12 protein-coding genes are annotated in these 12,764 nt (G+C 74.3%); 5 read left to right on the forward strand and 7 right to left on the reverse strand.

Annotated elements, in window-relative coordinates; translation table 11 throughout:
- Positions 1–29: 29 nt before the first annotated feature.
- Positions 30–608: a helix-turn-helix domain-containing protein gene (locus BN6_RS42125; RefSeq protein ID WP_015101287.1), complete on the reverse strand. Its 579-nt coding sequence runs from the start codon at positions 606–608 to the stop codon at positions 30–32.
- 251 nt (positions 609–859) lie between these two features.
- Between BN6_RS42125 and BN6_RS18805 the strand changes: the two genes are divergently transcribed.
- Positions 860–1,582 (forward strand): VCBS repeat-containing protein, encoded by a 723-nt coding sequence (locus tag BN6_RS18805; RefSeq protein WP_148302928.1) that lies wholly within the window; start codon positions 860–862, stop codon positions 1,580–1,582.
- A gap of 166 nt (positions 1,583–1,748) precedes the next feature.
- On the forward strand, positions 1,749–2,567 hold the full coding sequence (locus BN6_RS18810) for a DUF1684 domain-containing protein (RefSeq protein WP_051075643.1): 819 nt from the start codon (positions 1,749–1,751) through the stop codon (positions 2,565–2,567).
- A 150-nt stretch (positions 2,568–2,717) separates the two neighbouring features.
- Here the strand turns inward: BN6_RS18810 and BN6_RS18815 are convergent, their stop codons facing one another.
- Together BN6_RS18815 and BN6_RS18820 are read right to left on the reverse strand one after the other, a co-directional pair.
- On the reverse strand, positions 2,718–5,255 hold the full coding sequence (locus tag BN6_RS18815; RefSeq protein WP_015101290.1) for an ABC transporter permease: 2,538 nt from the start codon (positions 5,253–5,255) through the stop codon (positions 2,718–2,720).
- Positions 5,255–6,019 (reverse strand): ABC transporter ATP-binding protein, encoded by a 765-nt coding sequence (locus tag BN6_RS18820; RefSeq protein WP_015101291.1) that lies wholly within the window; start codon positions 6,017–6,019, stop codon positions 5,255–5,257. The genes BN6_RS18815 and BN6_RS18820 overlap by 1 nt, the downstream gene beginning before the upstream one ends.
- Before the next feature lie 141 nt (positions 6,020–6,160).
- Between BN6_RS18820 and BN6_RS18825 the strand changes: the two genes are divergently transcribed.
- The 3 genes from BN6_RS18825 to BN6_RS18835 are packed head-to-tail and all read left to right on the forward strand — an operon-like array spanning position 6,161 to position 8,821.
- Positions 6,161–6,835, forward strand: a complete 675-nt coding sequence (locus tag BN6_RS18825; RefSeq protein ID WP_041317309.1) for a response regulator transcription factor — start codon at positions 6,161–6,163, stop codon at positions 6,833–6,835.
- A 10-nt stretch (positions 6,836–6,845) separates the two neighbouring features.
- Positions 6,846–8,312 (forward strand): ATP-binding protein, encoded by a 1,467-nt coding sequence (locus BN6_RS18830; RefSeq protein WP_015101293.1) that lies wholly within the window; start codon positions 6,846–6,848, stop codon positions 8,310–8,312.
- Positions 8,309–8,821, forward strand: a complete 513-nt coding sequence (locus tag BN6_RS18835) for a hypothetical protein (protein ID WP_015101294.1) — start codon at positions 8,309–8,311, stop codon at positions 8,819–8,821. The genes BN6_RS18830 and BN6_RS18835 overlap by 4 nt, the downstream gene beginning before the upstream one ends.
- Here the strand turns inward: BN6_RS18835 and BN6_RS18840 are convergent.
- The 4 genes from BN6_RS18840 to BN6_RS18855 all read right to left on the reverse strand — a co-directional run bounded on the left by BN6_RS18840 (position 8,793) and on the right by BN6_RS18855 (position 12,761).
- On the reverse strand, positions 8,793–9,452 hold the full coding sequence (locus BN6_RS18840; protein WP_015101295.1) for a DUF2306 domain-containing protein: 660 nt from the start codon (positions 9,450–9,452) through the stop codon (positions 8,793–8,795). The two genes, BN6_RS18835 and BN6_RS18840, sit on opposite strands and share 29 nt — an antisense overlap.
- Positions 9,453–9,483: 31 nt before the next feature.
- Positions 9,484–10,212 (reverse strand): response regulator, encoded by a 729-nt coding sequence (locus tag BN6_RS18845; protein ID WP_084672706.1) that lies wholly within the window; start codon positions 10,210–10,212, stop codon positions 9,484–9,486.
- A complete protein-coding gene (locus BN6_RS18850) occupies positions 10,209–11,327 on the reverse strand; it encodes a sensor histidine kinase (RefSeq protein WP_015101297.1) in 1,119 nt (372 codons plus the stop codon). The genes BN6_RS18845 and BN6_RS18850 overlap by 4 nt, the downstream gene beginning before the upstream one ends.
- Before the next feature lie 63 nt (positions 11,328–11,390).
- Positions 11,391–12,761: an FAD-dependent oxidoreductase gene (locus BN6_RS18855; RefSeq protein ID WP_015101298.1), complete on the reverse strand. Its 1,371-nt coding sequence runs from the start codon at positions 12,759–12,761 to the stop codon at positions 11,391–11,393.
- Positions 12,762–12,764 lie beyond the last annotated feature (3 nt).

The raw sequence follows: 12,764 nt of genomic DNA on the forward strand, positions 1-12,764 counted from the left end.
CGGCGTCGCCGAACGGAGCAGCGCCGGGGTCACCCGACGGGGTTGGGCGCGCGGCCGAGCGCGGCGCTCACGGCCCGCGCGGCGTGCCGGACGGCGTCGCCGAAGAAGTCGCGGCGGCGCAGATCGGGCGCGGCGGCCCCGACCACGCCGACCTGCCGCCCGGTCGGCGTGAGCACCGGGCCGGCGATGAAGTCGAGGTCGTGCGGCACGGTGCCGCCGGGTCTGAGCAGCAGCACGTCCTCGGGTCGGACGATGCTGGTGGCCGCGATCAGGTCCTCCCGCCGGCAGCGCACGGTGAGCACGGCGCTGCACCTGGTGGCCGCGGCGAGGTCGTGCAGCGGCCGCCGGGCCGCGGCCAGCAGGTGCGGGTAGGGCTCCCACGCCTGGCCGAGCCGGAACACCTGCGAGCCCAGCCGGTACAGGCCCTCGGACCGCTCGACCACGCCCAGCGCTTCGAGTTGTTGCAGCAACCGGTGGGTGGTGGCTTTGGGTATTCCGCAATAATGTGCGATCCAGGTCGGTCCGGCTCCATCCGGATGGATCACCAGTGCGTCCAACAGGGTGAACGCCCGGCCGAGCACGCCACGTTCCAACTCCGTCTGGCTCATGCGTATTGCACCCCCTCGGGTCGCCATTCAACCGGAAGTTCCTTTCCGGTCCACTGAGCGGAACGAGTGATTTCGGGGGTGTTCTCCGGTCGCAGACTGTCCCCATGCCTAATTTAGGGAAACGACTCCTGGCCGGTGCGACCGCGGTCGCTTCGCTTGTGCTGGGCCTGTCCACGGGACAAGCGGCCGCCACACCGGACGACGAGATCCGGAGCTACTCGGCCGCTTCCGACTCGTCACCCCAAAGAGTGGTGGGTGACTTCAACGGTGACGGAACGGATGATGTCGCGGTCTGGCGACCGAGCAACGGCACCTGGTACGTGCTGGGCTTGTTCACGGTGCAATGGGGAGTCGCGGGCGACATCCCGGTGGCCGCCGACTACAACGGCGACAACATCACCGACATCGCGGTGTGGCGGCCCAGCAACGGAACCTGGTACGTGCGCGGAATCGACACCTCCGTGTGGGGCGTGGGCGGCGACGTCCCGGTGGTCGGCGACTACAACGGCGACAACCGTGCCGACTACGCGGTGTGGCGGCCGAGCAACGGGACTTGGTACGTGCGCGGCATCGCCACCGTCGACTGGGGCAGCGGTGAGGACATCCCGGTCGTGGGCGACTACAACGGCGACAACCGCGCCGATTACACGGTGTGGCGGCCGAGCAACGGGACCTGGTACGTGCGCGGCATCGCCACGGTGGCCTGGGGCGTGGGCGGCGACATCCCGGTGACCGGTGATTTCAACGGCGACAACACCTCGGATCTGACCGTGTGGCGGCCGAGCAACGGCACCTGGTACGTGCGCGGCATCGCCACTGTCGGTTGGGGTGTCGGCGGCGACATCCCCGTTTCCGGTGATTTCAACGGCGACAACCGCACCGACTACACGGTGTGGCGACCCAGTAACGGCGTCTGGTACGCGAACGGCCTGTTCGCCACCGCCTGGGGCGTCGGCGGGGACATCCCGGTGTGATTCGGCGGTTACCGACACTTCGCTGAACAAGACTGCCGGAGCACACCCGGTGCGGGATCGCGGCCTCGGCGATCCCGCACCGCGGCACGTCCGCGAAATCCCGTCAGGTGGGACGCGGAATAGTCGCGCGGCAGCCTTGTTGGCACCGGCGACGGTTTTTCGCGAAATGAGGTGCGCGGTGAGCGGTGTGGTCCAGGAACAGGCCGTGGGGTTCGCGGAGCGGTGGCAGGAGTGGAAGCGGGAGCGCGAGCAGCGGCTCGCCGAGCCGCACGGCTGGTTGGCGCTGGTGTCGTTGGACTGGCTGGCGGACACGCCCCGCGCGTACCCCGGCCTGCCCGGCGTCTGGTGGCAGGACGAGGACGCGGCCCACTTCGACCCGCAGGGCGCGGACGTCGTGCACGAGGGCGCGCCGGTCACCGGTCCGCTGCGGTTCGAGCTGGTCAAGAGCGGTCCCACCACCCGGGTGGTGGCCGGTGAGGTGGAGATCGAGGTGGCCCGCCGGGGCGGCTACCTGATCCGGGTGCACGACCCGGCGGCTCCCGCGCTGGGCGCGTTCCGGGGTGTGCCGAGCTACCGGCCGCAGCCGGAGTGGGTGCTCACCGGCACCTTCGAGCCGTTCGACGAGCCGCGCCCGACGACGGTCGGCGCGGTGGTCGAGGGGCTCAGCCACGTCTACACCGCGCCCGGCGTGGTGCGGTTCCGGCACGGGGCGGACGAGCACGTGCTGACGGCGTTCAACGGGACGTCCGGTGGGCTGAGCATCCTGTTCACCGACGGCACCAGCGGCGTCACGACGTACGCGGCGAACCGGTCGCTGGCCGTGGACGCCCCGGCGGCGGACGGCACCGTCGTGCTCGACTTCAACCGCGCGGTGAACCTGCCGTGCGCGTTCACCGACTACGCGACCTGCCCCCTGCCGCCGGAGGGCAACCGCCTGCCGTTCGACGTCGAGGCGGGGGAGCTGACCCCCTACGAACGGTCCTGACCCGGCCCGCGTGACGACGGCGGCGCGGTGGGCCCCGTCGTCACGCGCGGTGCTGTCTCAGCCGTTCCCAAGCCCGGTGACGACCGTCGTGCGCGCCGCCGCCGCGACCGCCGGCGCGGCGGCCGCAGGTCGTCACGCATGGAGCCCGGCTCAGCCGTCCCCGAGCCCGGCAACGAGCGCCGTGCGTGCCGCCCGTCGGGCCGGGACGAGTGCCGCGAGTACCGCTGCGACCGCCGCCACCGCCACCATCGCGCCGACCTGGCCGAAGGGGACGGTGAAGTCCAGCGGTTGGGTGGGGGTGGCGACCGCCCCGGTGAGCAGCCACGCCGAGCCGACGCCGAGCGCCGTCCCGATCAGCGCGCCCATCAGGGCCATCAGCAGCGACTCGACCACCAACATCCCGCGCAGCTGACCCCGGGTCAGTCCCAGCGCCCGCAGCAGCGCGGACTCACGGGTGCGTTCCAGCACCGACAGCGACAGCGTGTTGGCGATGCCGAACACCGCGATGAGCATGGCCAGGCCGACCAGCGCCCAGAGGAAGGTCAACATCCGCCGGACGCCTTCACCGCTGCGCTCCCGGGCCTCGGCCGAGCTCTCCACCTGTGCCAGCGGTGACGCCGCGGCGGCCCGGTCGACGGCCTCCCGGCCCTGCGCGGCCGACACCCCGGGCTTGAGCTTGACCAGGATCTCGGCGTACCCGGTCGCCTCGGGCCGCAACTGCCGCCAGGTGCCCAGTTCGACCAGCCCGAGGTCCAGCCCGTCGGTCTTGTCGTACACCGCGACGACCTTCAGCTCCCGCGTCACCCGCTCGTCGCCGTAGGACGTGGTGGGCACCGTGTCACCGACCGCCAGCCCGGTCTGCTCGGCCAGTTCCCGGCTCAGCGCCAGCTCACCCGGCCCCAGCCGGTCCAGTGCCCCGCTGAGCAGCGCGGGCCGGACCGCGGTGCCGATCGCGTCGCCGCGCACGGCGGTGAGCTGGGCGGGCGTGCTGCCCACGTCGGCGCTGACCATGTCGCGCGGCGCGGCCACGGCCACCTGCGGCAGGCGTGCGAGGCCGTCGACCAGCGGATCGGTCAGCGGTCGGCTGTGGACGGCGCTGGAGATCGTGTAGTCGGACGGGAACTGCGCTTCGACCGTGCGGTCGGCGCTGTTCTGCACGGCCGCGGCGACGCTGGTCACCAGCGTGACGACGGCCAGGCCGATGGTCAGCGCGGCGGTCGTGGCGGCGGTCCGCCGGGGGTTGCGGTGGGCGTTGGCCGCGGCGAGCTTGGCCGGCACCCCGAACAGGGCGCGGGGGAGCGCACCGAGCGCGCCGATGACCGGGCCGACCAGCAGCGGCCCGAGCACCAGCACCGCGCCGAGCAGCGCGGCCGACGCGACGGTGGCGAACACCGCGCCCTCCTGGTCGCCGGTTCGCACCCCGATCACCGCTGCGACCACCCCGGCGACCGCCGACACCGCCGCCGTCACGACCCGGGCCCGCCCGATCCGGCCGCTCGATGCCTCGTCCGGTGCCGTGCGCAAGGCCGCGATCGGCGGCACGCGGGTGGCCTTGCGCGCCGGCAGCACCGCCGCCAGCAGCGTGACCAGCACCCCGACCGCGAACGCGACGGCCACCGTCCGCCAGGACACCGGCAGGTGGACGGTGAAGTCCGCGCCGCGCGAGCTGAACGAGCTGATGCCGACCTGGAGCAGCGCCGAGACCCCCAGCCCGCCGAGCAGGCCGAGCGCCGACGCGACCAGCCCCAGGACACCCGCCTCGGCCAGCACGCTGGCGAAGACCTGCCGGCGCCCCGCGCCGACGCACCGCAGCAGCGCCAGCTCCCGGGTCCGCTGCGAGACCAGGATGGTGAACGTGTTCGCGATGACCATCGCCGCTACGAGCAGCGCGACCACCGAGAACGCGGTCAGGAACCGGGTGAAGCCGCCCGACTGGGGCGCGGTCTGCCGCACCAGCGCCGCGATCGACTCCTCCCCGGTGGCCACGGCGAGGTCGGCGCGGTCGAGCGCGGCGGCGACGGCCGCGGCCAGCCGCCGCTGGTCCGTGCCCGGTTCGGCGCGCGCCACCACCTCGGTGAACCCCCGGTCCGGCGCGACGGCGCGCAGCGCACCGGGCAGCACGACCAGTTCGGTGCCGGCCGCCAGTTCCCCGCTGGTCACCGCCGGCCGGAACGTGCCGACCAGCGTGAACTCCCGCTCCCGGTCGTCGGTGCCCAGCAGCGTGACGCGCTGTCCGAGCGCGTACCCGGACTTGGCGGCGGTGTCCACGTCCAACGCCACCTCGGTGTCGTCGCCGGGGTAGCGCCCCTCTGCCCGGTCGAACGGCCGCAGCGGCTCGTCGGCGGGCAGCGCCACGACGACCGCGGTGACGGCTTTGCCCTTCGGGTCGACCAGCGGCACCGCCGCCGACTCGCGCCCCTCGGCCGCCGCCACACCCGGCACCGCCCGCACCGCGTCCACCGTGCGGCGGTCCAACGGGTGGTCCGGGCGGTACGCGCCGGTGGCGATGGTCACCGAGACGTCGACGTTGCGCGCGGCCTTGGCGTAGGCGTCGCGCAGACCGGCCTGCGCCGCGTCGGCCAGCACCAGCGAGCCCGTGACGAACGCGACACCCAGCACGATCGCCGTCGACGACAGCACCAGGCGTGCGACGCGGGCGCGCAGCCCGGCCAGGACCGTGCGCCGCATCAGACGTTCCCGAGGTTCTTCAGCGCGGTCAGCACGGAGTCGGCGGTCGGCCGTTCGACCTGGCCCGCGAGCCGGCCGTCGGCCAGCAGCACGACGCGGTCGGCGTAGGAGGCGGCGACCGGGTCGTGCGTCACCATGATCACGGTCTGCCCGAGGTCGCGCACCGACGTGCGCAGGAACCCGAGCACCTCGGCACCCGCCCGGGAGTCGAGGTTGCCGGTGGGTTCGTCGGCGAACACCACATCGGGCCGGGCCACCAGCGCCCGTGCGCACGCCACCCGCTGCTGCTGGCCGCCGGACAGCTCGGCCGGCTTGTGCCGCAACCGGTCCCGCAGGCCCAGCGCGGCCACGACGGTGTCGAACCAGGCTCGATCCGGCTCGCGCCCGGCCAGCTCCAGTCCCAGCAGCACGTTCGCCTCCGCGGTCAGCGTGGGCAGCAGGTTGAACGCCTGGAACACGAACCCGATCCGGTCGCGGCGCAGTCGCGTCAGCTCCCGGTCGGACCGGCCGGTCAGCTCGGTCCCTCCGAGGTGGACCGTGCCGGAGTCGGCCGCGTCCAGCCCGGCCAGGCAGTGCATCAGGGTCGACTTGCCGGAGCCGGACGGCCCCATGATCGCGGTGAACCGACCGGCCTCGAACGACACGTCGACACCGTCGAGCGCGCGGACCGCGGCGTTGCCCCTCCCGTACACCTTCACCAGGTTCCGGGCGGTCACAGCGGTGCGCACGCCCGCCGGCCGGGGTGTCGACACCAGTTCCACCATGTGCTGCTCTCCTCGCGTCCGTCCCGGCCCGGTGTCCGCCCCGGGCCCGCGCCCAGGCTGGCAGGACCGCGCTGAGCGCTCCCTGAAGCGGTCTGAAGATCGCTTCAGGTCCGGTCGCGCCGGTCTGCCAGGATGGCGGACGTGCGGGTGCTGGTGGTCGAGGACGAGCGGCGGCTGGCCGAGACGCTCCAGTGGGGGTTGGAGGCGGACGGTTACGCCGTGGACCTCGCGCACGACGGCGGCGAGGGCCTGCGGCTGGCCCAGGAGCACCCGTACCAGGCGATCGTGCTGGACATCATGCTCCCGGTGCTCAACGGCTACCGGGTGTGCGCGGAGCTGCGCCGGCTCGGCGTGACCACGCCGATCCTCATGCTCACCGCCAAGAACGGCGAGTACGACGAGGTCGAGGCGCTGGACACCGGGGCCGACGACTTCCTGCGCAAGCCCTTCTCCTACCCGGTGCTCACCGCGCGGCTGCGGGCGCTGCTGCGGCGCGGGGCGGCCGGGCGCGAGCCGGTCATCACGGTCGGGGACCTGGTGGTCGACCCGGGCCGGCGGACCTGCCGGCGGGCCGGCGAGCCGATCGCGTTGACCGCCAAGGAGTTCGCGGTGCTGGAGTGCCTCGCGCGGCACGCCGGGCAGGTGGTGTCCAAAACGGACATCCTCGACCAGGTCTGGGACATGGCCTACCAGGGCGACCCGAACATCGTGGAGGTCTACGTGAGCGCGTTGCGCCGCAAGGTGGACGCGCCGTTCGGCCGCCGCACGATCGGCACCGTGCGCGGCGTGGGCTACCGGCTGGTCGCCGATGCCTAGGTGGTGGCCGGTGTCGCTGCGCGCGAGCGCGGCGCTGGCCGCCGGACTGGCGTGCGCGGGCGTGTTCGGGCTCGGTGGCCTCGCGGCGCGGGCCGTGGTCTACAACGGACAGCTCCGGGCGGCGGAGAGCACCGCCGGCGCGGAACTCGGTCGGGTGGTCGACTCGTTGCGGTCGGGCCGGCCGCCCGCGGCCGCCGGCGGCGGCCTCAGCGGTGACGCGCTGTTCGAGATCGTCACCGACACCGGCGAGGTCGTCGTGCGCAGTGCCGCCCTGGCCCGGCTGGACCCGGCCCGGGGTGCGCTGCCGCCGGCCCCGGCGGGCGCGCCGGCGGACTGGAGCACGCGCACGACCACCGACCTGCGGCCGGGCGAGCACCCGGACTGGCGGGAGTACCGCTCGTACACGGTGCTGGGCGCGGTGGCGCGGGACGTGCCCGCCGCGCTGGTCGAACCGCTGGGCCGGGCCGCGTCGACCCCGTGGGACGGCCTCGCCGGCACCGACGACGCCCGCCGCTACCGGCTCACCGCCTACCTGTTCGTGCTGCCCTGGGACGCGCAGTCGGCGATGCGCGGGGTCAGCCAGCTGCTGCTGCACGCCGTCCCGTTGGCGGTGCTGTTCGTGATGGTGGTCGCGTGGCTGGCGACCGGGCGCACGTTGCGGCCGGTCGAGGCGATCCGGCGGGAGATGGCCGAGATCGGCGAGCACGCGCTGGACCGCCGGGTGCCGGTGCCGCCCTCCCGTGACGAGGTGTCCCGGCTCGCGGACACCACCAACGCCACGCTGGACCGGCTGGAACAGGCGCACCGCCGGCAGCAGCGGTTCGTCGCCGACGCCAGTCACGAGCTGCGCAGCCCGCTGGCGAACCTGCGGGCCGGGCTGGAGGTCGCGCTGGTGCACGCCGACCGCGCCGACTGGCCGCGCACCGCGAGCCGCGCGCTGGGCGACGTCCAACGCCTCCAAGACCTCGTCGCGGACCTGCTGCTGCTGGCCGAGAGCGAGGCGGGCGACCCGGTGCCGCCGGTCGAGGTCGACCTCGCGGTGCTCGCCCACGAGCAGGCCGCCGAACGCGGTCCGCTCGTGCGGTGCTCCGCCGAGGGGGAGGTGCTCGTGCGCGGCCGGCTGGTGCGGTTGGACCGGTTGCTGCGCAACCTCCTGGACAACGCCGAGCGGCACGCCCGCTCGCAGGTCACCGTCCGGGTCCGGGCAGCGGGGTCGGAGGCCGTGGTCGAGGTGCTGGACGACGGCCCCGGCATCCCGCCCGAGGAGCGCGAGCGGGTGTTCGAGCGGTTCACCAGGCTGGACGACGCCCGCGCCCGGGACACCGGCGGGTCGGGACTGGGCCTGGCCATCGCGCGCGGGATCGCGTGGCGGCACGGCGGGACGCTGCGGGTGGCCGACAGCGACACCGGCGCCCTGCTGGTGGCCACGCTGCCGTTGCTAACGGATCACCCCGCCGAAACGAGTCCACGTGCGTGAGAATCGTCCTCTTCGCCGCACTCGTCCTGCTCGCGGGCTGCACCGTGAACGTGACGGGCAGCAGTTCCACCGGCACCACGGCCGCCCTGCCCACGACGGCGACGTCCAGCCCCGAATCGACCGGCCCCGAGTCGACCGGCCCGGAACCGACCAACCCGGACACGTCCGCGCCGGACACGCCCAGTCCGGAGGAACCCACCGACAGCCCGTTGCCGCTGCCCCCGATCGACGAGTCCGCGCCCACCCGGTTCTGCGACCAGCCCTTCACCGGCGCGCTCGGCAAGCCGATGCTGGCCGCCGTGGTCGAGACCCCGTCCGGCCGGCTGAACTGCGACCAGGCCGGCGCGGTCCTGGTCGACTACTACGCCGAGCGGCACGACCCGACCGCGGGCCGGCCGCCGCTGGTGGTCGCCGGGATGACCTGCAACCAGGTGCCGGAACCGGCGTTGCCGCAGGTCGTGTGCACCGACGGGGCGGACGTCATCTACTCGATGTGGCCGCAGACCTGAGCTTCGACGCGGCTGCCGGGCGGACCCGGCGCAGCCGCCACTCGACCACCGCGAGGTTGATCAGCCAGCCCGCGCCCAGCAACAGGGCGCGGGTGGTCTCGTCGGGCGCGCCGAACGGGATGAACCACGCGGCCGTCACCACGGCCTGCGTGCCCGCGCCGATCCCGATCGCGTACCCGCGCATCACCCAGGCGCTGTGCGCCGCGAACTCCCGCCGACGAACCGCGCGGAACCCGAGCACCAGGGCGACCGCCATCGCCGTGCCGAACAGCAGCCGCAACCCGTAGAGCACCGGTCCGTCGCCCGCCGGCCACGGGTAGGCCACCGTCATCCACAGCCCGGACAGCGCCGCGACCAGTCCACACGGGAGCACCACGCGGCCCGCCCTGCGGTGCCACGGGCGTCGCCGCAGCGCCGGCACGAACTGGAACGCCCCCAGCACGCAGAACACCGTGGCGCACCCGATGTGCAGCACCACCGGCACGGGCATCGCGAAGAACCGGGCGTTGTCCGGGCCGACCGGCCCGCCGGCGGTGAGCTGGGTGAGCCGCACGCCGCCGGCCACCACCGGGACCAGGCTCAGCGCGATCAGGCCGGCGGGCACCGGCCACTGCCGGGTTCGTCTTGTCATACGGTGATCGTGCTGGTCAAAGCCGTGCGGGTCATCCGACCCCGGGCCGGAACCGCCCTGTCCGCAAGTCCGGTCCCGGCGTAGTACTTCCGGCTGGTCGGGCACCGCCGCGCACCCGCCGGGTCTCGTAGGCCCAGATGGCGATCTCGACCCGGTTCCGCGCGCCGAGCTTGGTCATCAGGTTGGTGATGTGCGACTTGACCGTGCTGAGCGTGACGTGGAGCTCGTCGGCGATCTCGTTGTTGGTGCGCCCGCGCGCCACCGCCGCCAGCACCTGCTCCTCGCGGTCGGTCAGCGGGTCGACCGGCTGGACCGGCGGGGTCGCCGACCCGGTCGCGGCGAAGTCGGCCAGCAGCCGGGCGGTGACGCTGGGCGCGATGAGCGCGTCACCGTCGGCGGCGGCGTGCACGGCCTGCGCCAGCAGGTCCGCCCCGGCGTTCTTCAGCAGGAACCCGCGTGCCCCGGCGCGCAGCGCGGCGTAGACGTACTCGTCGTGGTCGAACGTGGTGATCACGACGACCGCGAGCGGGTCCTCGACCGCCGGGCCGGCGAGCAGGCGGGTCGCCTCGATGCCGTCGAGCACGGGCATCCGGATGTCGAACAGGCACACGTCCGGGCGCAGCCGGCGGGCCAGGTCCACCGCCTGCCGGCCGTCCTCGGCGGTGCCGACGACGGTGATGCCGGGCTGCGCGTCGAGGATCATGGCCAGGCCGGTGCGGACGATCTCCTGGTCGTCGGCGACCAGCACCCGGGTGCTCACACCGCCGCCGCGGTCGTGGGCAGCACGGCCGTCACGGTCCAGCCGCGCCCGGCGTCCGGGCCCGCCTCGCAGGTGCCGCCGAGCAGGTCGGCCCGCTCGATCATGCCGGTCAGCCCGTACCCCGGCGGGCCGGCCGGGCGGGTCGCGCCGTCGTCGTGCACCCGCAGCCGCACGGCCGTCGCCCCGACCTCCACCCGCACGTCGATCCGGGTGGCGTGCCGGGCGTGCCGCCGGGCGTTGGTGACCGCCTCCTGGGCCAGCCGGTAGACCGCCGCGCCGACCGGTGCCGGCAGGTCGTCGGCGTCGCCGACCACCTCCACCTCGACCACCGGTCGGGTCCGGGAGGCGAGCCGGTCGAGGTCGGCCAGCCCCGCGCCGGGTGCCAGGTCCGGCCGTTCCCGGCGCAGGATCCGGACCATGCCGCGCATCTCGTCCAGCGCCCGCGCGGCCTCGGCGTCGATCACCCGCAGCGCCTCGACGGCGGCGGTCGGGTCGGTCGGCGCGAGCGCGATGCCCGCCTGGGCCCGGATCGCCATCGCCGACACGTGGTGCGCGACGGTGTCGTGCAGGTCGCGCGCGAGCCGTTCCCGTTCCAGCAGCTTCACCTGGTCCAACTCCCGGCTCCGCGCGCGCGACCGGTAGCGGACCGCCGCGCCCAGCGCCACGGCGAGCGCCAGGACCAGCGCTCCGGCGAGCGCGTCGGCCGGCGGCAGGTGGCCGAGCGCCGCCGACAGCCCGACCTTGCCGAGCATGAGCGCGGTCCCGAGCACCGCGTCCCGACCGGAGCCCCACCGCAACAGCGCGAACGGCAGCAGCAGCAGGTAGGCCATCGCGCCCTGTTCGGGGAACTCCCGCCCCAGCACGACGGTCAGCGCGGCGGACAGTCCGAACGCGACCGCGATCGCCGCCAGCGGCCGGGACCGCCGGTGGAGCAGCACCGGCGTCAGCCCGACCGTCACCGCCGCCGACAGCACCGGGTCGGCCAGTGGCCGGCTCACCGCCTCCACCACGCCGATCAGCGCGAACGCGCCCACCAGCGCCCAGTCCCACCACACCCGTGGTGGTCCGGGGGTGGGTCGTGGCTCTCGCCACACCGAGCGGAGGAGGGTGTGCACCGGCTCATGGTACGAGCCGGCGCACCCCGCCGGATCAGCCGGAAGTACACCTCCCGACCGCGGTCAGGCCACCTGGTGGTCGGCCGGTTCGCGCGGCGGCGCGGTCCGCCCGGAGCGGCCCAGCACGCGCAGGAGCATCCTCGGGCGCATCAGCGCGCCGGGCGGCTCCACCAGGCCGGCCACCCGCATGAACGTCCGGGTCACCTCGCCGTCGTGCACCGCGGCGGCCTGCATCCGGCTGCTGTAGGCGTTGCCGATCCGGGTCGCCAGCGTCCGCTTCCCGGTCACGCCGGGGAACCCGAGGTCGCCGCCCGCCGAGATGTCCCACGGCACGTCGATGACCGCCGAGACGTCCCGCTGGAACGCGAGCGGATCCGGCGCGCCGCCGCCCGCCAGGTGGTCGCGCAGGGTCAGCGACTCCAGCGCCGCGACCGTCATGCCCTGCCCGTACACCGGGTTGAAGCTGCACGCCGCGTCGCCCAGCACGACGAAGTGCCGGGGCATCCGGTCCAGCGCCTCGAACCGGCGGCGCACGCTCGCCGGGTAGCGGAACGACACCGGGTCGTCCAACGGCCGCGCGTCCTTGATCACGTCGTACACGTCCGGCACCGGCAGCGACCGGACGAACGCCAGGTACCCCTCGTCGTCGGTGGGCGCGCTGTCGCCCAGCACCCCGGTGAGCGACAACATGCTGTCGCCGTTCTCCACCCGGGAGAAGAACGCGCCGCGCGGGTGGCTCGGCGTGGACACCGGGTTGATCGACAGGTCGCCGTCGAGCACCGACTCGTCGGGCAGCCGGTAGCGGCGGGTGGTGTAGGTGAGGTCGATCCGGATGCGGTCCTCGGGCGGCCGGGCGTAGCCGATCTCCTCCAGCCACAGCGGGGTCCGGGTGGCCCGGCCGGTCGCGTCCACCACGAGATCGGCGTCCACCACCCGTTCCGCCTGGGGCTCCGGCGGGCGCGGGGCGACCCGCACGCCGACCACCGTGCCGCGGTCGGGCGTCGTCACCAGTCCGAGGATGTCGTGGCGTTCGGCCAGCACGACGTTCGGGATGGCCAACAACCGGTTGCGCACCAGGCTTTCCAGCACCGGGCGGGCGGCCGAGACGCAGGTGAGCCCGGTCGACTTCGGGGCCAGCCGGCGGCCGTTGAAGAACCAGCGCAGCTCGCCCAGGTCCCCGGTGGGCACCCCGGCCGCCACCGCCTCGGTGGTGAAGCCGGGGAACAGCTCGTCCAGGACCTGCTGGCCGCGCGCGAGCAGGCCGTGCACGTGCCGGCCCTGCGGGACGCCCTGCCGGGCGGTGGTCACCCCGGTCAGCCGGTCGCGGTCCACCACCAGGACCTCGTCGTAGCGGTCGGCCAGCACCCGGGCGGCCAGCAGCCCGGCCATGCTGCCGCCGAGCACCACCGCCCGTCGACCGTTGGCGGAAACCATGGT

Origin of the sequence: Saccharothrix espanaensis DSM 44229 (assembly GCF_000328705.1) — a bacterium.
GTDB lineage: Bacteria > Actinomycetota > Actinomycetes > Mycobacteriales > Pseudonocardiaceae > Actinosynnema > Actinosynnema espanaense.